A 21,269-nucleotide genomic window follows, 5' to 3' on the forward strand; every position below is an offset into this window, starting at 1 on the left:
ATGCGCACCGGGCGATAGTGAGGGTGTCGCGATTCATTCGGCGCGGCGCTGCGCAAAGCTGGTGCGCGCGGCGCACCCTACGGGTCGCGTGGTTGAACGCCGCATCGTAGGGTGCGCCATGCGCACCAAGCGATATTGAGGGTGTCGCGATTCGTTCGGGCGCGGCGTTGTGCAAAGCCGGTGCGCGCGGCGCACCCTACGGTCGCGTGGTTGCATGCACATCGTAGGGCGCGCCATGCGCACCGGGCGATATTGAGGGTGTCGCGATTCATTCGGCGCGGCGCTGCGCAAAGCTGGTGCGCGCGGCGCATCCTACGGTCGCGTGGTTGCATGCACATCGTAGGGTGCGCCATGCGCACCGGGGCGTCGTGGTTCGCGGAAGGTCGACGACGCCCTACCGTTTCCAGCGCTCGGCGGCGCTCTGGTCGCTGCAGCGGCCTTCGACCCAGCGCGGGCCTTCGGCGGTGTCTTCCTTCTTCCAGAACGGCGCGCGGGTCTTCAGGTAATCCATGATGAAGTTGCAGGCGTCGAACGCCGCCTGGCGGTGGGCGCTGCTGGTGCCGACGAAGACGATGGGCTCGCCCGGCTCCAGGCGGCCGATGCGGTGGATGATCTCGATGCCCAGTAGCGGCCAGCGCTCGCGCGCCTCATCGGCGATCTTGGCCAGGGCCTTCTCGGTCATGCCGGGGAAGTGTTCGAGAAACATGCCGCCGACTTCGCGGCCGTCGTTGAAGTCACGCACGTAGCCGACGAAGGTGACCACCGCACCGATACCGAGGTTGGCGGCATGCAGGGCGTTGAGCTCGGTGCCGGGGTCGAAGGGCTGGGGCTGGACGCGGATGGTCATGCGGTGGTGTCTCGTTTGATGGGGCGTTTTCAGAGTCGGTTGGTGGGTTGATGGTGGGCTGAAGCCCACCCTACGCCCATCCTACGGCTGGATATCAGCCGCCGGTGACGGTGGGGAAGAAGGCCACTTCGTCGCCTTCGGCCAGCGGCTCGTCGAGGCTGCACAGTTCCTGATTGCGCGCGCACATCAGGTTCTGCTCGCCCAGCACTTCCCATTCGCCGCCACGGGCGACCAGATGCAAACGCAGGTCGTCGAGGGTGGCGAAGTCGCCGCTGAGTTGTTCGTCGTCACGGCCCAGGGCTTCGCGGTAGCGGGCGAAATACTGCACGCGGATCATGCTTGCTCCTCCAGCTTGTAGTGACCGCTCTTGCCGCCGAGCTTCTCCAGCAGGCGCACCTGCTCGATGACCATGCCGCGATCCACGGCCTTGCACATGTCATAGAGGGTCAGCGCGGCGACACTGGCGGCAGTCAGTGCCTCCATCTCGACACCGGTTTGCCCGGACAGTTTGCAACGCGCGGTGATATGCACGCAGTCATCGCCGTCGGCGCTCAGCTCGACCTTGACGCCAGTGAGCATCAGCGGGTGGCACAGGGGGATCAGATCGCTGGTTTTCTTCGCCGCCTGGATGCCGGCGATGCGCGCCACGGCGAACACGTCGCCCTTGGGGTGCTCGCCGGCGACGATCATCTGCAGGGTGGCGGGGAGCATGCGCACGCGCGCTTCGGCGGTGGCCTCGCGGAAGGTGGTCGCCTTGTCGGTGACGTCGACCATATGCGCGCGGCCTTGGGAATCGAGGTGGGTCAGCACGGGACAGCTCCTGGCGGGAATCGGTCGATTGTAAACCTGCAGGTCAGGATTTCGTAGCCCGGATGAAATCCGGGGCCAGGGCGGCAAACATCCCCGGATTTCATCCGGGCTACTGACTGCATCCGGCGACATAACTATAGGAGCGGATTTATCCGCGATCATCGCGGCTGAAGCCGCTCCCACAGAACGCGGCGCATACCGACAAAAACGCCCCGGCTCTTGCGAGCAGGGGCGCGGGTGTTTTCACAGCCCGAGGGTTACATGTGGCTTTCGGCGTATTCCGCCAGGATCGAGCGCGGTACGCCTTGCAGGGTGATATGAACGCCGTGGGGGAAGTCCTTGAAGCGTTCGGTGAGGTAGGTCAGGCCCGAGCTGGGCGCTGACAGGTAGGGGGTGTCGATCTGCGCCAGGTTGCCCAGACAGACCACCTTCGAGCCGCTGCCGGCACGGGTGATGATGGTTTTCATCTGGTGCGGGGTGAGGTTCTGACACTCGTCGATGAGGATCAGGCTCTGCTGGAAGCTGCGCCCGCGGATGTAGTTGAGGGATTTGAACTGCAGCGGCACCTTCTGCAGGATGTAGTCGACGCTGCCGTGGGTGCTCTCGTCCTCCATGTGCAGCGCCTCGAGGTTGTCGGTGATTGCGCCGAGCCAGGGCTCCATCTTCTCCGCCTCGGTGCCGGGCAGGAAGCCGATCTCCTGATCCAGCCCCTGCACGCTGCGGGTGGCGATGATGCGCCGGTAGCGCTTGCTGACCATGGTCTGCTCGATGGCCGCGGCCAGCGCCAGGATGGTCTTGCCGGAGCCAGCAGCGCCGGACAGGTTGACCAGGTGGATGTCCGGGTCGAGCAACGCGAACAGCGCCAGCGCCTGGTGGATGTCACGCGGTTTCAGGCCCCAGGCTTCCTGATGCAGCAGCGGCTCCTGGTGCATGTCGAGGATCACCAGCTCGTCGCCCTTGATGGCCTTGATCCAGCCGACGAAGCCCTGCTCATCGAGGATGAACTCGTTGATGTGCACCGCCGGCAGGTTGTCGGTGAGCTGCACGCGATGCCAGGTACGACCGTGGTCCTGACGGGTATCGACCTTGCTCACGCGATCCCAGAACGAGCCGGGCAGGTCGTGGTAGCCCTTCGACAGCAGCGAGACGTCGTCGACCAGTTGGTCGGTGTGGTAGTCCTCGGCGTCGATACCGCAGGCGCGCGCCTTCAGGCGCATGTTGATGTCCTTGGTCACCAGCACCACGGACAGACCGGGATTGCGGGTTTTCAGCTCCACCAGCTGGTTGATGATCTTGTTGTCGTTGAGGTCCTCGGGCAGCCAGGTGACAGGGGCGGCGCGCTTGCTCATGAGGATGGACAGACGCCCGCAGGGGCCGCTCTTGCCACGCTGGATGGGGACGCCGAGTTCCACGTCTTCGGGTTCGGCACCGGCGAGAATCTGATCGATCAGGCGGATGGCCTGGCGACATTCGGCGGCGACGCCATGCTTGCCGGATTTCAGTTTGTCGAGTTCCTCCAACACCGTCATCGGGATGGCGACGTGGTGTTCTTCGAAGTTGAGCAAGGCGTTGGGATCGTGAATCAGGACGTTGGTGTCGAGGGCGTAGAGGGTTGGAGCGGTGGGCTTGGAGCGTCCGTGGTCATCCATACTCGGTCACCTTCTTGTAGTAGCCAGGCGACGCAATACCAGGGGCGGTGCTGCGCCGGACAGAGACCGCCGATTTTTCAGATCGGGGCCGAAAGGTGGCAAGCAAGGTGAGGGCCAATGGCCGCCACCTGTCTGCAGGTTTCGGCGGTCTTGCTTTTTTATTACTCCAATTCACATGACAGAAAAACGTTTTTTTCTCGGCATGCAGGTTTATTTGCACGGGCGACAGATAACGCTTGGCGTGTCGCCGGCTGCCCGTTACAGTCCGAAGTCCTACCCGCGCCAATCCGCTTCGCTTGCCCGCCCCCACTTGCAGCACGTCGCGCCAATCAGGTGCAGGTAACGCTTCGCCCCTGCTCATTGCTGGCAACCGCTTCGCGAGCAGAGCTCGCTCCTATAACAGCAGCGCCTCGGTTCCTCTCAATCACCCCGATAGGTGGTCTTGCCGATCCCCGGCCTCTAGAATCGCCGTCACGCTTTCTGGAGACCTTGCACATGCTGATGGTGATTTCACCGGCCAAGACGCTCGACTACGAGACCCCGCCCGCCACCCCGCGCTTCACCCAACCCGAACACCTCGACCACGCCCAGGAGCTGATCGCGCAGCTGCGCGATTTCACGCCGGCGCAGATCGCCGAGCTGATGGGCCTGTCGGACAAGCTCGCCGGCCTCAACGCCGCACGCTTCGGCAGCTGGCAGCGGCCGTTCAACCCGTCCAACGCCAAGCAGGCGCTGCTGGCGTTCAAGGGGGACGTCTATACCGGACTGAATGCCGAGGACTTCTCCGAAGACGACTTCGATTTCGCCCAGACACACCTGCGCATGCTCTCAGGCCTTTATGGCGTACTGCGCCCGCTGGATCTGATGCAGGCCTATCGCCTGGAGATGGGCACCAAGCTGGCCAACGGCCGCGGCAAGGATCTGTACGCCTTCTGGGGCGAGCGCATCAGCGGCTGGCTCAACGAAGCGCTGGCCGCCCAGGGCGATGACGTGCTACTCAACCTGGCTTCCAACGAGTACTTCGGCGCGGTCAAGCGCAAGGCCCTGAACGCCCGCATCATCGACACCGAGTTCAAGGACCTGAAGAACGGCCAGTACAAGATCATCAGCTTCTATGCCAAGAAGGCTCGCGGCCTGATGGCGCGCTACGTGATCAAGGAGCGCCTGACCAACCCCGAGGGCCTGAAGGACTTCAACTACCAGGGCTACCGTTATTCGGCCGAACATTCCAAGGCAGACAGCCTGGTTTTCCTGCGCGACCAGCCGCAGGACTGATCGCCCAACCCGCCAAACCCATGCACCGTTCATCGGATGCCGCATGGGTTTGCTCGCTGCGCCGCCGCGAGCCCCCGCCTACACCTCCCGCCTGCCCGCGCCAGAGCGCTTCGCCTGGCAAAAATTCCTTCGCCGTTGCGTTTGATTCTCAAAAACCTGTTTGGCATCACAGTTTAAGCGTAACGGCAGTTTCTACAGAACTTATTGTGCTACTTAGTTATCCGATAGTTTCGCAATCGCTAACTTGCAATGTGCCATCGTGCATTTTGCAAGTTGCCATCATCTTGCGATCAACTTGACCATTCAGCTTCAGTTCAGCTTCAGGACGAACGGTAGGAACTATCCGAAAGAGCCACTACTCATACAGCCCGTAGCCGATTTCAATACACAACTTTTCAACGACTGAAACTGCTCGGTAGCGAATTAACTTTCGCCGGACAACTTCACCTCGAGAAAAGTTCATGTAGTTCAGAGGGAGACCAGCGACACCCGGCAAAGCACCGAAACAGAGGCCTCAAGCTAGGCACAGCGACAACATCGAAGGGCCACTTCCCTATAAAGGCCCACACTTGGCGCCATATTCCGGCGTCACCTTCTACTTATGCCTGAATGAACTTGCCTACCCGCATAAAGCAAGTTCACGGACTAGTTTTGGCCAAAAGGCCAGTATTTGAAACTGCATCGAACGGACGAGGTGAATACCATGCGAATCAGTATCTTCGGTTTGGGTTATGTAGGTGCCGTTTGTGCCGGCTGTTTGTCGGCACGGGGGCACGACGTGATTGGCGTGGACATCTCCGCGAACAAGATCGACCTGATCAACAACGGCAAATCGCCCATCGTCGAGCCGGGCCTGGAAGAACTGCTGCAACAGGGCCTGCGTCAGGGTCGCCTGCGTGGCACCACCGACGTCGCTGCTGCCGTTCTGGAGAGCGATGTGTCGTTCATCTGCGTCGGTACGCCGAGCAAGAAGAACGGCGACCTAGAACTGAACTACATCGAAGGCGTGTGCCGCGAAATCGGCATGGCCATGCGCGACAAGAACGAGCGCCACACCGTGGTGGTACGCAGCACCGTGCTGCCGGGCACGGCCAAGAACGTGGTGCTGCCGATCCTCGAGGACTGCTCGGGCAAGAAGGCCGGCGTCGATTTCGGCCTGGCGGTAAACCCCGAATTCCTCCGCGAGAGCACCGCGATCAAGGACTACGACTTCCCGCCGATGACCGTCATCGGTGAGCTGGACAAGGCCTCCGGCGACCTGCTGGAAAGCATCTACAGCGAACTGGACGCGCCGATCATCCGCAAGGACATCGAAGTCGCCGAGATGATCAAGTACACCTGCAACGTCTGGCACGCGGCCAAGGTCACCTTCGCCAACGAGATCGGCAACATCGCCAAGGCGGTCGGCGTCGACGGTCGCGAGGTGATGGACGTGGTCTGCCAGGATCACAAGCTGAACCTGTCCAAGTACTACATGAAGCCCGGCTTCGCCTTCGGCGGCTCCTGCCTGCCCAAGGACGTGCGCGCGCTGAACTACCGCGCCAACAGCCTGGACGTGGAAGCGCCGCTGATCGGTTCGCTGATGCGCAGCAACGCCGCCCAGGTGCAGAAGGCCTTCGACATCATCGCCAGTCACGAGTCGCGCAAGGTCGCCCTGCTCGGCCTGAGCTTCAAGGCCGGCACCGATGACCTGCGTGAAAGCCCGCAGGTGGAACTGGCCGAGATGCTGATCGGCAAGGGTTTCGACCTGAGCATCTACGACCGCAACGTCGAGTACGCCCGCGTGCACGGCGCCAACAAGGACTACATCGAGTCGAAGATCCCGCACGTCTCCTCGCTGCTCAACAGCGACCTGGATGATGTGGTAGCCAAGGCCGACATCATCGTCCTGGGCAACAGCGACGAGCGCTTCGCCAAGCTGGCCGAGCAGGCGCCGAGCGGCAAGCGGGTGATCGACCTGGTCGGTTTCATGCCCCACGCCAGCAACGGCGTGGCCGAAGGCATCTGCTGGTAAGGACCCGACGTACCTGCACGCCCCGCGCGTGCAGGTACCCGGAGACGCGTATGGACAAGCTCAAGAACGGCCTCAACCAAGCCAGCGGCTGGATGCTCTATCTGAGCCTGCTGATGCTCCTGGCACTGGCGCTGCCGCGCTCGGTATTCGACCCGGAATCGCGGCACTTCCTGCTGCTGATCGGCATCGTCGGCATCTGGCGTTATTCCATGGGCGCCATGCATTTCGTGCGTGGCTGCCTGTTCCTCTATCTGGTCTACCCCTGGTATCGCCGCAAGGTGACCAAACTCGGCAAGGACGCCGACCCCTCTCATGTGTTCCTGCTGGTCACCAGCTTTCGCATCGAGGCGCTGACCACCGCCATGGTCTATCGCTCGGTGATTCGCGAAGCCATCGACTGCGGCTATCCCTGCACCGTGGTGTGCTCGATCGTCGAGCTCTCCGACGAGCTGCTGATCAAGAACCTCTGGGCCCAGGCCCAGCCGCCGGCGCATGTCACCCTGGACATCGTGCGCATCCCCGGCACCGGCAAGCGTGATGGCCTGGCCCACGGTTTCCGCGCCATCTCCCGGCAGATGCCGGACCGCGATGCGGTGGTGGCGGTCATCGACGGCGACACCGTGCTCGAGCCGGGTGTGGTACGCAAGAGCGTGCCCTGGTTCAAGCTCTTCCCCAACGTCGGCGGGCTGACCACCAACGAGTTCTGCGAGGTACGCGGCAGCTACCTGATGAGCGAGTGGCACAAGCTGCGCTTCGCCCAGCGCCACCTCAACATGTGCTCGATGGCACTCTCCAAGCGCGTGCTGACCATGACCGGGCGCATGTCGGTGTTCCGCGCCAGCGTGGTGACCGACCCCGAGTTCATCCGTGACGTGGAAAGCGACCACCTGGAGCACTGGCGCCTGGGCCGCTTCCAGTTCCTCACCGGTGACGACAAGTCCAGCTGGTACAGCCTGATGCGCCTGGGCTACGACACCTTCTACGTGCCCGATGCGGCGATCAACACGGTCGAGCATCCGCCGGAGAAGAGCTTCATCAAGGCCAGCCGCAAGCTGATGTTCCGCTGGTACGGCAACAACCTGCGGCAGAACTCACGGGCCCTGCGCCTGGGCTTCGGTCGCCTCGGCGGCTTCACCACCCTGGTGCTGTTCGACCAGCGCGTGTCGATGTGGACCTGCCTGCTGGGCCTGTGCGTGGCGATCATCGCCAGCCTCAAGTACAGCGTGATGTACCTGCTGATCTACCTCCTGTGGATCGGCTGCACGCGCCTGATCCTGACGCTGCTGCTGATGCTCTCCGGGCACCGCATCGGCCCGGCCTACCCGGCGCTGCTCTATTACAACCAGATCGTCGGCGCCCTGGTGAAGATCTACGTGTTCTTCCGCCTCGACCAGCAATCCTGGACGCGCCAGAACACCAAGCTCAACCGCGGCCTGTCCAGCTTCGCCAACTGGTTCAACAGCTGGTCGTCGCGCGCCATGACCTTCTCTGCCTCCTGTGTCTTCATCGCCGCGCTGCTGGCGCTGGTGTGACCGTACTCGAATAGGAATTAGCCACCATGAACTCCGTCGCCAATCACAACGTCGTCCATGAGTCCGAGGCCCAGCGCCAGCACGCCCGCGTCAAGCTGCCGGGGCGTCTGCGTTTCACCAATGCCAAGGGCGAGCGCATCGACGCGCGCCTGCAGGATATCTCTGCCGGCGGCTTCAGCTTCAGCAACGACAAGACCACGCACAAGGTCGGGGACTTCCATCGCGGCCAACTGCAGTTCCAGCTCGACAGCCTGGTGCTGGGCCTGGACGTCGAGTTCCAGGTCAACTCGGTACAGCCGGAGCACCACCGCGTCGGCTGCCAGTTCCACGGCCTCGGCGCACGCGAAGCCGCCGCCCTGCGCCACCTGATCAGCGCCCACCTGGCCGGCGAGCTGGTCAACGTCGGCGAAGTGCTGCACATCCTCCAGCGCGACAACTTCACCAAGGCGCGCAAGAACGGTTCGGCCGGCGGCATGGGCATGTTCGACCGCCTGCGCGCGGTGACCTTCAGCGCCGCCATCTTCGTCGTCGGCCTGGCCGCCTTCGGCTACATCGGCAAGTCGATCTACGGCCTGTACTTCGTCACCCACGCGCAGTCGGCACAGATCAGCCTGCCCGCCCTGCAGGTCACCATGCCGCGCGAGGGCAGCGTGCAGGCCCTGGTGCAGCCTGACGGCATCGTGGAAAAGGGTGCGCCGATCGCCACCTTCACCACCAGCATGCTGGAGATGCTCAAGGGTCACCTGGGCGACGAGCAGCTCGAGCCGAGCCAGATCGAAGCGCTGTTCGCCCGCGAGATGCAGGGCACCCTGACCAGCCCGTGCAACTGCAAGATCGCCCGCCAGCTGGTGGCCGACGGCCAGTTCGCCAGCAAGGGCGACGTGATCTTCGAACTGGTGCCGCAGGACGGCGTGGCCACCGTCAGCGCCAGCTTCCCCTACCGTCACCTGGAGCAGGCACGCCCCGGCACCTCGGTGACCTTCAAGGTGGCCGGCGAAGACCAGGCGCGCCATGGCGAGATCGTCAGCAGCGCCCTGCATGACGGCGGCCTGAGCTCGGACATCCGCGTGGTGATCAAGCCCGAGGAGACCCTGCCGGCCAGCCTCGCCGGGCAGCCGGTGGACGTGGTCATCGACCGCGGCCCGTCGCTGAGCTGGCTGGTCGATCGCTCCGTCGCGGCAGGTCGCTGAGGAGATCACGCCGTGAGCATGCCCCTTCTTCGCCCCGCCCTGCTCGGCCTCGCCGTCAGCGCCGCGCTGGCCGGTTGTGCCGGCCTGCCGGACCAGCGCCTGGCCCGCGAGGCCCTGCAGAGCGGCGACCAGCAGACCGCCGAATGGCATTTCCGCCAGCTCGCCGAGATGGGCTACAGCGACGCGCAGATCGGCCTCGCCGACATCTACGCGGCAGGCGGCCAGAGCCAGGATCTGGCCGAGGCCGAGCGCATCTATCGCCAGGCCCTAGACGGCTCACCGCGGGCCAAGGCACGCCTGGGCAAGCTGCTGGTGCGCAAGCCCGGCAGCACCCTGGCCGAGCGCCGCGAGGCCGCCGAGCTGCTGGAAAGCGCCGTCCAGGCCCGCGAGCCGAGCGCGCTGCTGCCGCTGACCGAACTCTACCTGTTCTACCCACAGGACTTTCCCGCCATGAACCTCGCGCAACGTATCCAAGACTGGCGCCAGCAGGGCCTGCCGCAGGCAGAACTGGCGCAGATTCTCCTGTACCGCACCGACGGCACCTACGACCAGCACCTGCCCGAGATCGAGCGCATCTGCCAGGCACGCCTGGCCAGCAACGACGCCTGCTACGCCGAGCTGGCCACGGTGTACCAGAAGCAGAATCGCGAAGACGACCGCCAGGCGCTGATCGAGCAGCTGCTGGCGGGCTACCGCGCCGGCAAGGTTTCGCCCAACCAGGTCGAGTCCGTGGCCCAAGTGCTCAGCAACCCCGAGCTGGGCCAGCCGCAACCGCAGCTCGCCCAGGACCTGCTGGAAGCCATCGCGCCGAACTACCCGGCCGCCTGGGTCAGCCTCGCGCGCCTGCTCTACGACTATCCGGGACAGGGCGACATCGAGACCCTGCTCGGCTACCTGGAAAAGGGCCGCGAGGCGGCCCTGCCGCGCGCCGAACTGCTGCTCGGGCGCCTGTACTACGAAGGCAAGCTGCTGCCCCAGCAGCCGAAGAAGGCCGAGGAGCACCTGCGCAAGGCGGCGCCCAGCGAGCCCAGCGCCAACTACTACCTGGGGCAGATCTACCTGCGCGGCTACCTCGGCGAGGTCTACGCCCAGCAGGCGCTCGACCACCTGCTCAGCGCCGCGCGCGCCGGCCAGCTCAGCGCCGACTTCGCCCTGGCGCAGATGTTCAGCCAGGGCCGCGGGGTCAAGCCCAACCCGGTCAACGCCTATGTCTTCAGCCAGCTGGCCCTGCCGCGCAACACGCCGCCGACCTTCGAGCTGGCACACGAGGTGGAAGCCAGCCTGACCCCGGCACAACTGGCCGAGGGCCAGCGCCTGCTGCGCGAGGAGCGCGATGCCCGCGGCATCGTCCTGCAGCAACAGGCCGCCCTACAGGTCAGCCAGCAATGAACAAGGATGCACGCATGCAGCTAAATCGTATCGTTAGTCAGCTGGGGCTCAGTGCCAGCCTGCTGGCAGCGAGCGCCGCCTGGGCGGCGGATGCACCGAAGAACTTCGGTCTGGATGTGAAGATCACCGCGCAATCGGAAGACGACCGTGACCTCGGCACCCGCAGCGGCGGGGACGTCAGCGGCATCGGTCTCGACCTGCGTCCCTGGGCCTACGGCGAGCGTGGCGCCTGGAGCGCCTTCGCCATGGGCCAGGCGGTCACCGCCACCGACACCATCGAAACCGACCCGCTGCAAAGCGATGACGAAAGCAGCGCCCAGCGCAGCGACGCCCGTCAGCCGGACAAGAGCTACCTGGCCATGCGCGAGTTCTGGGTCGATTACAGCGGCCTCACCGCCTACCCCGGCGAGCACCTGCGTTTCGGCCGCCAGCGCCTGCGCAGCGACGAGGGCACCTGGTGGGACACCAATATCGAAGCGGTCAACTGGCGCTTCGACACCACCCTGCTACAAGCCACCGTAGGCGTCGCCGAGCGCTTCTCCGAGTACCGCACCGACCTCGACGACCTGGCGCCGGAAGACGAGGACCGCCGCCACTTCTTCGCCGGTCTCGACTACCAGTGGACGCCCGGCCACCGCGTCGGCGCCAAACTGCACCACAGCCGCGATGACGGTAGCCTGCCGAACGCCGGCGAGCGTGTCGACGAGCTGAGCAAGCGCTACACCGGCGACCTCACCTGGCTCGGCCTGCACGCTGACGGCGGCTTCTTCGAGCGCAACTCGCGCAACCGCCTCAACTACTGGGCGCAGCTGACCTGGCTCAAGGGCGACACCGACCAGCTGCAACAGCAAGTGGTTGGCAGCGAGCGCATCGCCACCGACTCGCGCAGCCAGGACGTCGACGCCTGGGCCATGGACCTGGGCCTGCGCTACAGCCTCGACGACAACTGGAAGATCGGCGCCGCCTATGCCCGTGGCAGCGGCGGTGGCGACGACGACAAGTCGCGCCAGTTCATGCAGACCGGCCTGCAGAGCAACCGCGCCAACTTCACCGGCGTCGAATCGCGCCTGCACCGCTATGGCGAGGCCTTCCGCGGCGAACTCTCCAACCTGCAGGTGGCCAGCGCGTTCAGCTCCTGGCAACTGGGCCAGGACTACGACGCCAGCGTCGTCTATCACCGCTTCTGGCGCGTCGATGGCGATCAGGACGTCGGCGACAGCGGCATCACCGCACCGCTGGTGGCCGGCGAGAAAGACATCGGCCAGGAAGTCGATCTGGTGCTGACCCGCTACTTCAAGCAGGGCCTGCTGCCGGCCAGCGTCGCCGAAAGGCTGGAGGACCGCTCGGCCCTGGTGCGCCTGCGTGCCGGCGTGTTCCGACCGGGCGACGCCTACGGCAGCGGCACCGACTCGGTGATGCACCGCGCCTTCGTCGACTTCATCTGGCGCTTCTGAGGGACCGGACCATGCAACCCAACGGCTTAGCCCTACCCCTGCTGCTCGGTGCGCTTTGGCTCACCGCGCCCCTGGCCCAGGCCAACCCGACGCAGCACCAGTTCGACTACCGCGTGCGCAGCGCACCGGCCGACGAGCTGCACATGGAAGCACCCCAGCTGCCGGACCTGTCCGGCTACACCAAGGAGGCCGTGCTGGCCAAGATTCCGCGTGAAAAACGCGGCCAGGTGGTGGTGCGGCGCATGCTGCGCGAAGACGCGCTGAAGGACTTCACCGGCGGCAACGAGCGCCTGCGCGAATGGATCGAGCGCCAGCAGGGCATGCCCCAGGCGATCTTCATCGAAGGTGGCCTGGTCACCGCCCAGGACCTGGCCAAGGCGCTGCCCGACAGCCAGTTCCAGGAGCAGGAGCCGGGCGTGTACATCGCCCGCCTGCCCATCGTCGTCGCCCAGGGCGCGGCGCTGCACGTCGGCAAGGAAACCCGCGAGCTGCGCCTGTCGCAGGAGCGCGGCTCGTTCCTGGTCAACGACGGCCTGATGTTCCTCACCGACACCCGCGTCACCGCATGGCGCGAGGCCGACAACGGCCCGGCGACCATGCGCGACGACGGCAAGGAGTTCCGCCCGTTCCTGGTGTCCTGGGGCGGCAGCGAGCTGTACATCGCCAGCAGCGTGATCACCAGTCTGGGCTACGACAATTCCAAGTCCTACGGGGTGTCGATCACCCAGTACACGCCGAACATGCACGCGCGCCTCAAGCGCGAGGAGCCGACCGGCTGGCTGATCGATTCGGAGTTCGTCGACCACTGGTACGGCTTCTACTGCTACGAAGCGCAGAACGTGGTGATCAAGGGCAACACCTACCGCGACAACATCGTCTACGGCATCGACCCGCACGACCGCTCGCACGGCCTGATCATCGCCGAGAACAAGGTCTTCGGCACCAAGAAGAAGCACGGCATCATCATCTCGCGCGAGGTCAACGACAGCTGGATCATCAACAACGAGAGCTACGACAACAAGCTCTCCGGGGTGGTCATCGACCGTAACAGCGAGCGCAACCTGATCGCCTACAACCGCGTGCACGGCAACCATTCCGACGGCATCACCCTGTACGAGAGCGGCGACAACCTGCTGTGGGGCAATCAGGTGCTGGGCAACCGCCGCCACGGCATCCGCATCCGCAACAGCGAGAACATCCGCCTCTACGAAAACCTCTCGGCGATGAACCAGCTCACCGGCGTGTACGGCCACATCAGGGATCTGTCCGACACCGACCGCGACCTCAAGCTGGACCCGTTCGACACCAAGGTGTCGATGATCATCGTCGGCGGCACCCTGGCCGGCAACGGCTCCAGCCCGATCAGCATCGACTCGCCACTGTCGGTCGAGCTGTACCGCGTGAAGATGCTCGCTCCGAGCAAGAGCACCGGTATCCAGCTCGCCGGCATCCTCGGCGAGAAACAGGACGAAATCCTCGACCTCATGCTGCGCCAGCGCCTGCCCGTGCTGATCGATCCGATCGAGCCCGAGCCGATGACCAACTGACGAGGCCTCCCATGACTGCATTCAAACTCAAGACCCTGGCCCTGGCAGTGACTTGCGCCGCATTCGGCAGCGCGTTGCAGGCCGAAGAGCGCCAGGCGCCGCAATACCAGGTGGAAGAGTGCTGCTCGCTGTGCCCGGCTGCGCACGATGCCAGCCTGTACACCACCAACTACATGAAGAACTTCATCACCCTGATGGATGCCGACGAGGGCTGGCTGTTCCGCAGCGTCGAAGACCTGCGCACCGAGTTCGGCACCACCGAGGTCGGCTACCAGCGCCTCAAGGAACTGCGCGATGGCCTCAAGCAGCGCGGCGTGGAACTGGTGGTGGTCTACCAACCGACCCGCGGCCTGGTCAACCGCAGCAAGCTGCGCCCGGCCGACTACCAGCGCTTCGACTACGACAAGGCGCTGCGCAACTATCGCCAGGCGCTGACCCGTTTCGAACAGCTGGGCATCTGGGTGCCGGACCTGACCCCGCTGACCGATGAGAGCACCGACAAGGAGTTCTACTTCCGCCGCGACCAGCACTGGACGCCCTACGGCGCCGAGCGCACCGCGCGCCTGGTGGCCGAAACGGTCAAGCGCATCCCCGGCTTCGAGGACATCCCGCGCAAGGAATTCGTCACCGAGCGCGTCGGCCTGATGGGCAAGACCGGCACCATGCAAAACGTCGCCAGCCAGCTGTGCGGCACCGGCTATGCGGTGCAGTACGTCGACCAGTTCGTCACCGAGCCCAAGGATGCCAGCGATGGCGATGCCCTGTTCGGCGACGACAGCAGCCCGCAGATCACCCTGATCGGCACCAGCCACAGCGGCAAGAACTACAACTTCGGCGGTTTCCTCGAAGAGTACCTGGGCACCGACATCCTCAACGCCGCCTTCCCCGGTGGCGGCCTGGAGGGCGCGATGCTCGAGTACCTGGCCAGCGATGCCTTCCAGAACGACCCGCCGAAGATCCTCATCTGGGAATTCTCGCCGCTCTACGACCTGGCCTCGGACAAGATCCACCGTCAGCTGATGGCCACCCTGAACAACGGCTGCAGCGGCCAGACCGAGCTGCTCAGCAAGGAAACGCGGCTGCACCCGGGCAGCAACGAGGTGCTGGTCAATGGCGAGAACAATCTGCTGACCCTGGCCGGTAACCGTCACCAGCTCGACCTGCGCTTCAGCGATCCGTCGGTCAAGCGCGTCGACGCCACCATCTGGTACCTCAACGGTCGCCGCGAACAGCTCAAGCTGGAAAAACCGCACACGGTCGACACAGACGGGCGCTTCGCCGTGGAGCTGCGCGACGAGCCGGGCTGGGGCGAGCAGAATTTCTTCGCCCTGGAAATCGAGAAGCCCGAAGACAGCGACGACGACCTGAAGGTCCAGGCCAGCCTGTGCCAACGCCCCAGCGGGCCGGGTCAGCAGGTCGCGCAGCACCGCGCGCACGACTGAGGAGGCCAGCATGCTCACACGACTCGCTCCCCTTACCCTCATGGCCCTGCTGCTCAGCGCCCCGGCCTTCGCCGAGCTCAAACCACCGGCCGGCTACTATGCCGCCGTTGGCCAGCGCGACGGCAAGGCGCCCGTCTGCCCCGCGGTGCCGCAGCCCTATACCGGCGAGCTGCAGTTCACCAGCAAGTACGAGGGCTCCGACAGCGCACGCGCCACGCTCAACCGCAGGGCGGAGAAGAACTTCCGCAAGCAGACCGCCCACATCACCCGCCTGGAGAAGGAAGCCGGGCGGATGATCACCGGCTACATGCGCACCGGCCAGCCCGAGCGCCTGGAATGCGCCATCCAGTGGCTGGACCGCTGGGCCAGCGCCAATGCGCTGGAGTCCGAGCAGTACAACCACACCGGCAAGTCGATGCGCAAATGGGCCCTCGGCAGCCTGGCCGGCGCCTGGCTGCGCCTGAAGTTCTCCGAATCGCAGCCGCTGGCCGACTACCCGCAGCAGAGCGCACGCATCGAAGCCTGGTTCGTGCGCCTGGCCGAGCACACGGTGCGCGAGTGGAGCGATCTGCCGCTGAAGAAGATCAACAACCACAGCTACTGGGCCGCCTGGTCGGTCATGGCGGTGGCGGTGATCAGTGATCGTCGCGACCTGTTCGACTGGTCCGTGGGCCAGTTCCGCATCGCTGCCAACCAGGTCGACGACGAAGGCTACCTGGCCAACGAAATGCGCCGCAGCCAGCGCGCCCTGGCCTACCACAACTACGCCCTGCCGCCGCTGGCGATGATCGCCGCGTTCGCCAAGGCCAACGAAGTCGACCTGCGCGGCGAGAACCACGGCGCACTGCAACGCCTGGCCGAACGGGTGCTGCAAGGCGCACGCGACCCGGCCGCATTCGCCCAGCGCACCGGTGCCAAGCAGGACATGGGCGAGCTGCGCAAGAACTTCAAGTACGCCTGGCTGGCGCCCTACTGCAGCCTTTACGCCTGCAGTGAGGAAACCCGCGAACTGAACCAGGAGAAGGGGCCGTTCAACAGCTTCCGCCTCGGTGGCGAGGTGACCCAGGTATTCGGCGGCGGCTGAGGCACCCTCTCCCCAACCCTCTCCCGTAAACGGGAGAGGGAGCTTGATCGAGGTCCTCGGCCAGAACCTGCACGCCGGACTGTTTCTCCCCTCTCCCACTTGTGGGAGAGGGGTCGGGGGAGAGGGCAAAACCTACTCCACCGCCCTCTCAGCAGGGCACAAAACAAACCTCCGTTCGCGGAGGGAAAAGGGGGCGCTGCCCCGGCTGCTCACGGAGAAGCACGGATGGTCTTTTCATCCAACGTCTTTTTGTTTCTGTTCCTGCCGATCTTCCTCGGCCTGTACTACCTGTGCCCGAATCGCGGGCGCAACCTGCTGATCCTGATCGGCAGCTACACCTTCTATGCCTGGTGGCGGGTGGACTTCCTCCTGCTGTTCGCCGCCGTGACGCTGTGGAACTACGTCTTCGGCCTGCGCATCCATGCCCACGCCGGTACCCAGGCGGCGCGCCGCTGGGTGGTGGCCGGGGTCATCGGCAACCTGGCCACGCTGGGCTATTTCAAGTACGCCAACTTCGGCGTGGCCAATATCAATGCCGTGCTCGAATCGATGGGGATGGAGCCCTTCGTCCTTACGGCGGTGATCCTGCCGATCGGTATCTCCTTCTACATCTTCCAGTCCATCAGCTACCTGATCGACGTGTACCGCCGCGATACCGAGCCGACGCACAACCTGATCAACTTCGCCGCCTTCATCGCCCTGTTCCCGCAGCTGATCGCCGGCCCCGTGCTGCGCTACAAGGACCTGGCCGACCAGTTCACCGACCGCACCCACAGCCTGGACAAGTTCAGCGAAGGCGCCACGCGCTTCATGCAGGGCTTCGTCAAGAAGGTGTTCATCGCCGACAGCCTGGCGCCGCTGGTGGACCACTGCTTCGCCCTGGAAAACCCCAGCACCGGCGACGCCTGGCTGGGCATGATCGCCTACACCGCGCAGCTGTACTTCGACTTCTCCGGCTACAGCGACATGGCCATCGGCCTGGGCCTGATGATGGGCTTTCGCTTCATGGAGAACTTCAACCAGCCCTATATCAGCCAGTCGATCACCGAGTTCTGGCGGCGCTGGCACATCAGTCTGTCCACCTGGCTGCGCGACTACCTGTACGTGCCGCTGGGCGGCAACCGTCACGGCACCTTCAACACCTACCGCAACCTGTTCCTGACCATGCTGCTGGGCGGTTTCTGGCACGGCGCCAACTGGACCTTCCTGATCTGGGGCGCCTGGCACGGCACCTGGCTGGCCATCGAACGCGCCCTCGGCGTGAAGGCCGCGCCGACCTCGTTCAACCTCTTGAAGTGGGCCTTCACCCTGCTGCTGGTGATGCTCGGCTGGGTGATCTTCCGCGCCGAGAACCTGGAAGTTGCCGGACGCATGTACGCCGCCCTGCTGCCCTTCGGCGACTGGCGCCTGAGCGAGCTGACCCAGGCGCACATCACCGGGCTGCAGATGGCGACCCTGGCGCTGGCCTGGGTAGTGATCGCCGTCAACGGCGCCCGCCAGTTCCTCGCCAGCCGCCACCACGAGCCGGGGCTGACCCTGGCCAGCGCCGGCGTCGCCCTGCAGGCCATCGACCTGCGCATGGTGGCCCTGCGTGGCGCCCTGCTGCTGTTGTTCTGCGTGTCGCTGCTCAAGCTCTCGGCGCAGAGCTACTCCCCCTTCCTCTACTTCCAGTTCTGAGCGGAGGCCGACCATGACCCGCCCCATCAAGACCCTGTACGTCGTGCTGTTCGCCCTGCTGCTGTTGCCGATCAGCCTGCTCGCCCTGACCAGGCTCGCCGACTACCGCGTGCCGGAACAGCCGAGCGTGCTCGACGGCGGCCTGGCCAAGAGCATCGAGCGTCACTACGACGAGAACTTCCCGCTCAAGCAGGCCGGCATCAACCTCTGGGCGGCGGTGGAATACCTGCTGTTCGGCGAAGGCCGCAGCGGCCTGGTGATCGGCCAGGACGGCTGGCTGTACTCGGACGAGGAATTCGCCCCGCTGGCCGACGGCCAGCGCCAGATGCGCGACAACCTGGCGTTGATCCGCGGCGTGCAGCGCCAGTTGCAGGAACGCGACATCCAGCTGCTGCTGGCCATCGTCCCGGCCAAGACCCGCCTGTACCCGGAGCACACCGGCAGCCATCGCCCCAGCGCCCTGCAGCGCAGCCTGTACCCGCGCTTTCACCGCGCGGTGCGCAACGCCGGGATCGCCGCACCGGACCTGCTCGAGCCGCTGCAGGCGGCCAAGAACCAGGCGCCGATGTTCCTGCGTACCGACACCCACTGGACCCCGGACGGCGCCGACGTCACTGCCCGCGCCCTGAGCGAGGTGGTGCGCAGCGCCATGCAGCTGCGCGGCGAGCCGCAGCAGTTCGTCACCGAAACCGTGGAAACCCGCGCGCACGAAGGCGACCTGACCCGCTTCCTGCCGCTGGCGCCGTTGTTCGCCAGCCTGATGCCGCAGGCCGACCGCCTGCAACAGCGCGAAACCCGCGCCGCCGACGCGGACAGCGACGACCTGTTCGGCGACCGCGACCTGCCGGTGACGCTGGTCGGCACCAGCTACAGCGCCAACCCGGCCTGGAACTTCGCCGGCGCCCTGCGTGAGCACCTGCAGCGCGACCTGGCCAACCACGCCGAGGAAGGCGGCGGCCCGCTGGTGCCCATGCTCAAGTACCTGCAGAGCGAGGACTTCGAGAACAACCCGCCACAGCTGGTGATCTGGGAGTTCCCCGAGCGCTACCTGCCGATGACCAGCGATTTCACCGATTTCGACCCGCAATGGCTCGCCGCCCTCAAAGACAGCGGCGAGCGCCAGGGGCTGGCGGCTGCCAGCCACTGATTCATCCCCCAAGGAGGACCAACCGATGAGCACTCAAACCACCCTTCGCCGCTTCACGCTTGGCGCCTGCGCCCTGGCCCTGGGCCTCGGCATGCTCCAGGCGCATGCCAACGACGCGGCCCTCTACGGGCCCAAGGCGCCCAAGGGCTCGGCCTTCGTTCGCGCCTACAACGCCAGCAGCACCGAACTCGATGTCAGCGTCGGCCAGACCCACCTCAAGCAGATCTCGCCGCTGGCTTCGAGCGACTTCAAGTTCCTGCCGGCCGGCAGTTATCAGGCCCAGGTCGGCAACACGCAGATGCCGGTGCAGCTGGAGGCCGAGCACTACTACACCCTGGTCAGCCAGACCGGCGCCGAGCCGCGCCTGGTCGAGGAGCCGCCCTTCACCAGCCGGCAGAAGGCCCTGCTGCGCGTGCAGAACCTGACCGACAGCACCCTCAGCCTGAAGACCGCCGACGGCAAGACCGCGGTGGTCGCCGACGTGAAGCCGGACGGCCGCGGCGATCGCGAGATCAACCCGGTCAAGGTGGGCCTGGCGCTGTTCGACGGTGAACGCAAGGTCGCCGATCTGAAACCGGTGACGCTGGAACGCGGCGAAGTGGTCAGCCTGTTCGTCACTGGCGGTCAGGGCAAGTTTTCGCCGGTGTGGGTCAAGCGCCCCATCGACGGTTGATGCAGTTGAGCTTCTAGAACAAGGAAACGGCGGGCACACGCCGCACCGACACGACACGGGCATCCATCTCGCAAATGAACGTTAAGGAGAGACACATCATGACCCCCATCATCCTTTCCGGTGGCAGCGGCTCCCGACTCTGGCCTCTTTCGCGCAAGCTGTATCCCAAGCAGTTCCTCGCCCTGACCGGCGAGCGAACCCTGTTCCAGCAGACCCTGCAGCGCCTCTCCATCGAGGGCATGCAGCCGCCGGTGCTGGTGGCCAACCAGGAGCACCGCTTCATCGTCCTCGAGCAGCTGGAGCAGATCGGCCAGCAGGCGCAGATGCTGCTGCTCGAACCCTTCGGTCGCAACACCGCCCCGGCTGTGGCCATGGCCGCCCTGCAACTGCTCGCCGAAGGTCGTGACGAGCTGATGCTGGTGCTGCCGGCCGATCACGTGCTGGACGATCAGCAGGCGTTCCGCCAGGCCCTCGCGCTGGCCACCGTGGCCGCCGAAAAGGGCGAGATGGTGCTGTTCGGCGTACCGGCCGACCGCCCGGAAACCGGCTACGGCTATATCCGCGGCCAGGTCGACGGCAACCTGCCCGATGGCGTGGCCCGCGTCGCCAACTTCGTCGAGAAGCCCGATGCCCAGCGCGCCACCGAGTACGTGAAGAGCGGCGACTACTACTGGAACAGCGGCATGTTCCTGTTCCGCGCCAGTCGCTTCCTCGAGGAGCTCAAGCACCACGACGTGGACATCTACGACACCTGCCTGCTGGCCCTCGAGCGCAGCCAGCGCGACGGCATGCAGATCGCCATCGACCCGGCCACCTTCGCCTGCTGCCCGGACAACTCCATCGACTATGCCGTGATGGAGAAGACCAGTCGTGCCTGCGTGGTCCCGCTGGCCGCCGGCTGGAACGACGTGGGCAGCTGGTCGTCGATCTGGGAAGTGCACGACAAGGACGAGGCCGGCAACGTCACCAAGGGCGACGTGGTGGTCGAGGACAGCCGCAACTGCCTGATCCACGGCAACGGCAAGCTGGTCTCGGTGCTCGGCCTGGACGACATAGTCGTGGTGGAAACCAAGGACGCCATGATGGTGGCGCACAAGGACCGTGTGCAGGACGTCAAGAAGCTGGTCAGCAAGCTCGACGAGCAGGGCCGCTGCGAAACCCAGAACCACTGCGAGGTGTACCGCCCGTGGGGCTCGTACGACTCGGTGGACATGGGCGGCCGTTTCCAGGTCAAGCACATCACCGTCAAGCCGGGCGCGCAGCTCTCCCTGCAGATGCACCACCACCGCGCCGAGCACTGGATCGTGGTGTCCGGCACGGCCAAGGTGACCTGCGACGATAAAGAGTTCCTGCTCACCGAGAACCAGTCCTGCTACATCCCGATGACCTCGGTGCACCGCCTGGCCAACCCGGGCAAGATCCCGCTGGAAATTATCGAGGTGCAGTCCGGCACCTACCTCGGCGAGGACGATATCGAGCGCCTGGAAGACGTGTACGGCCGCAGCGATGCAGTAGCCGCCGGCGCCGCCCACTGAGCGA

Annotated in this window: 17 protein-coding genes; 13 read left to right on the forward strand and 4 right to left on the reverse strand. The window is 65.2% G+C overall.

All coding sequences use genetic code 11. The features are described from left to right. Window positions 1-394 precede the first annotated feature (394 nt). From moaE to BLS61_RS02770, 4 genes are all read right to left on the reverse strand, one after another. Window positions 395-847, reverse strand: coding sequence for a molybdopterin synthase catalytic subunit MoaE (gene moaE, locus BLS61_RS02755; protein WP_090427017.1), 453 nt, complete (start codon window positions 845-847; stop codon window positions 395-397). Between the two features lie 94 nt (window positions 848-941). Next, window positions 942-1,184 carry a MoaD/ThiS family protein gene (locus tag BLS61_RS02760; protein ID WP_003459467.1) on the reverse strand — a complete coding sequence of 81 codons (243 nt, stop codon included), beginning with the start codon at window positions 1,182-1,184 and terminating at the stop codon, window positions 942-944. Further along, window positions 1,181-1,657, reverse strand: coding sequence for a cyclic pyranopterin monophosphate synthase MoaC (gene moaC / locus BLS61_RS02765; RefSeq protein ID WP_090427019.1), 477 nt, complete (start codon window positions 1,655-1,657; stop codon window positions 1,181-1,183). The genes BLS61_RS02760 and moaC overlap by 4 nt, the downstream gene beginning before the upstream one ends. Window positions 1,658-1,914: 257 nt before the next feature. Further along, window positions 1,915-3,306: a PhoH family protein gene (locus tag BLS61_RS02770; RefSeq protein ID WP_090427022.1), complete on the reverse strand. Its 1,392-nt coding sequence runs from the start codon at window positions 3,304-3,306 to the stop codon at window positions 1,915-1,917. Between the two features lie 495 nt (window positions 3,307-3,801). Between BLS61_RS02770 and yaaA the strand changes: the two genes are divergently transcribed. The 13 genes from yaaA (at window position 3,802) to BLS61_RS02835 (ending at window position 21,265) form a co-directional block, all read left to right on the forward strand. Beyond that, complete coding sequence (gene yaaA, locus BLS61_RS02775; protein WP_090427024.1) at window positions 3,802-4,581, forward strand: peroxide stress protein YaaA; 780 nt, start codon at window positions 3,802-3,804, stop codon at window positions 4,579-4,581. 703 nt (window positions 4,582-5,284) lie between these two features. After that, window positions 5,285-6,595 (forward strand): GDP-mannose 6-dehydrogenase, encoded by a 1,311-nt coding sequence (gene algD / locus BLS61_RS02780; protein WP_090427027.1) that lies wholly within the window; start codon window positions 5,285-5,287, stop codon window positions 6,593-6,595. 50 nt (window positions 6,596-6,645) lie between these two features. Beyond that, complete coding sequence (locus tag BLS61_RS02785; protein WP_090427030.1) at window positions 6,646-8,127, forward strand: glycosyltransferase family 2 protein; 1,482 nt, start codon at window positions 6,646-6,648, stop codon at window positions 8,125-8,127. A 26-nt stretch (window positions 8,128-8,153) separates the two neighbouring features. Next, window positions 8,154-9,317, forward strand: a complete 1,164-nt coding sequence (locus tag BLS61_RS02790; RefSeq protein WP_090427033.1) for an alginate biosynthesis protein Alg44 — start codon at window positions 8,154-8,156, stop codon at window positions 9,315-9,317. A 12-nt stretch (window positions 9,318-9,329) separates the two neighbouring features. Further along, window positions 9,330-10,706, forward strand: a complete 1,377-nt coding sequence (algK, locus tag BLS61_RS02795; RefSeq protein WP_090427036.1) for an alginate biosynthesis TPR repeat lipoprotein AlgK — start codon at window positions 9,330-9,332, stop codon at window positions 10,704-10,706. Between the two features lie 14 nt (window positions 10,707-10,720). Next, a complete protein-coding gene (locus BLS61_RS02800; RefSeq protein ID WP_090427039.1) occupies window positions 10,721-12,160 on the forward strand; it encodes an alginate export family protein in 1,440 nt (479 codons plus the stop codon). Window positions 12,161-12,171: 11 nt separating this feature from the next. After that, on the forward strand, window positions 12,172-13,707 hold the full coding sequence (gene algG, locus BLS61_RS02805; protein WP_090427042.1) for a mannuronan 5-epimerase AlgG: 1,536 nt from the start codon (window positions 12,172-12,174) through the stop codon (window positions 13,705-13,707). Between the two features lie 11 nt (window positions 13,708-13,718). Continuing rightward, window positions 13,719-15,149: an alginate O-acetyltransferase AlgX-related protein gene (locus tag BLS61_RS02810; RefSeq protein WP_090427044.1), complete on the forward strand. Its 1,431-nt coding sequence runs from the start codon at window positions 13,719-13,721 to the stop codon at window positions 15,147-15,149. A 10-nt stretch (window positions 15,150-15,159) separates the two neighbouring features. Next, entirely contained in the window at window positions 15,160-16,233 is a 1,074-nt protein-coding gene (locus tag BLS61_RS02815; RefSeq protein ID WP_090427047.1) for a mannuronate-specific alginate lyase, read from the forward strand. Window positions 16,234-16,458: 225 nt separating this feature from the next. After that, the gene (locus BLS61_RS02820) at window positions 16,459-17,910 is read left to right on the forward strand and encodes an MBOAT family O-acyltransferase (RefSeq protein WP_090427050.1); all 1,452 of its coding nucleotides are present in this window, start codon (window positions 16,459-16,461) and stop codon (window positions 17,908-17,910) included. Between the two features lie 13 nt (window positions 17,911-17,923). Then, entirely contained in the window at window positions 17,924-19,057 is a 1,134-nt protein-coding gene (locus BLS61_RS02825; protein WP_090427053.1) for an alginate O-acetyltransferase, read from the forward strand. Between the two features lie 25 nt (window positions 19,058-19,082). Continuing rightward, window positions 19,083-19,730, forward strand: a complete 648-nt coding sequence (locus BLS61_RS02830) for an alginate O-acetyltransferase AlgF (RefSeq protein WP_090427057.1) — start codon at window positions 19,083-19,085, stop codon at window positions 19,728-19,730. A gap of 98 nt (window positions 19,731-19,828) precedes the next feature. Beyond that, on the forward strand, window positions 19,829-21,265 hold the full coding sequence (locus BLS61_RS02835) for a mannose-1-phosphate guanylyltransferase/mannose-6-phosphate isomerase (protein ID WP_090427060.1): 1,437 nt from the start codon (window positions 19,829-19,831) through the stop codon (window positions 21,263-21,265). Window positions 21,266-21,269: the final 4 nt, after the last annotated feature.

It is taken from the genome of Ectopseudomonas guguanensis (genome assembly GCF_900104265.1).
GTDB classification, from domain to species: domain Bacteria; phylum Pseudomonadota; class Gammaproteobacteria; order Pseudomonadales; family Pseudomonadaceae; genus Aquipseudomonas; species Aquipseudomonas guguanensis.

Bases quoted from the DNA above. Each gene is read 5' to 3' on its own strand.
- BLS61_RS02760 (WP_003459467.1), bottom strand. From the start codon at position 1,184: ATGATCCGCGTGCAGTATTTCGCCCGCTACCGCGAAGCCCTGGGCCGT.
- algG (WP_090427042.1), top strand. From the start codon at position 12,172: ATGCAACCCAACGGCTTAGCCCTACCCCTGCTGCTCGGTGCGCTTTGG.
- BLS61_RS02820 (WP_090427050.1), top strand. From the start codon at position 16,459: ATGGTCTTTTCATCCAACGTCTTTTTGTTTCTGTTCCTGCCGATCTTC.
- BLS61_RS02770 (WP_090427022.1), bottom strand. From the start codon at position 3,306: ATGGATGACCACGGACGCTCCAAGCCCACCGCTCCAACCCTCTACGCC.
- yaaA (WP_090427024.1), top strand. From the start codon at position 3,802: ATGCTGATGGTGATTTCACCGGCCAAGACGCTCGACTACGAGACCCCG.
- BLS61_RS02815 (WP_090427047.1), top strand. From the start codon at position 15,160: ATGCTCACACGACTCGCTCCCCTTACCCTCATGGCCCTGCTGCTCAGC.
- BLS61_RS02830 (WP_090427057.1), top strand. From the start codon at position 19,083: ATGAGCACTCAAACCACCCTTCGCCGCTTCACGCTTGGCGCCTGCGCC.
- BLS61_RS02790 (WP_090427033.1), top strand. From the start codon at position 8,154: ATGAACTCCGTCGCCAATCACAACGTCGTCCATGAGTCCGAGGCCCAG.
- BLS61_RS02785 (WP_090427030.1), top strand. From the start codon at position 6,646: ATGGACAAGCTCAAGAACGGCCTCAACCAAGCCAGCGGCTGGATGCTC.
- moaE (WP_090427017.1), bottom strand. From the start codon at position 847: ATGACCATCCGCGTCCAGCCCCAGCCCTTCGACCCCGGCACCGAGCTC.
- BLS61_RS02810 (WP_090427044.1), top strand. From the start codon at position 13,719: ATGACTGCATTCAAACTCAAGACCCTGGCCCTGGCAGTGACTTGCGCC.
- algD (WP_090427027.1), top strand. From the start codon at position 5,285: ATGCGAATCAGTATCTTCGGTTTGGGTTATGTAGGTGCCGTTTGTGCC.
- BLS61_RS02825 (WP_090427053.1), top strand. From the start codon at position 17,924: ATGACCCGCCCCATCAAGACCCTGTACGTCGTGCTGTTCGCCCTGCTG.
- BLS61_RS02835 (WP_090427060.1), top strand. From the start codon at position 19,829: ATGACCCCCATCATCCTTTCCGGTGGCAGCGGCTCCCGACTCTGGCCT.
- BLS61_RS02800 (WP_090427039.1), top strand. From the start codon at position 10,721: ATGCAGCTAAATCGTATCGTTAGTCAGCTGGGGCTCAGTGCCAGCCTG.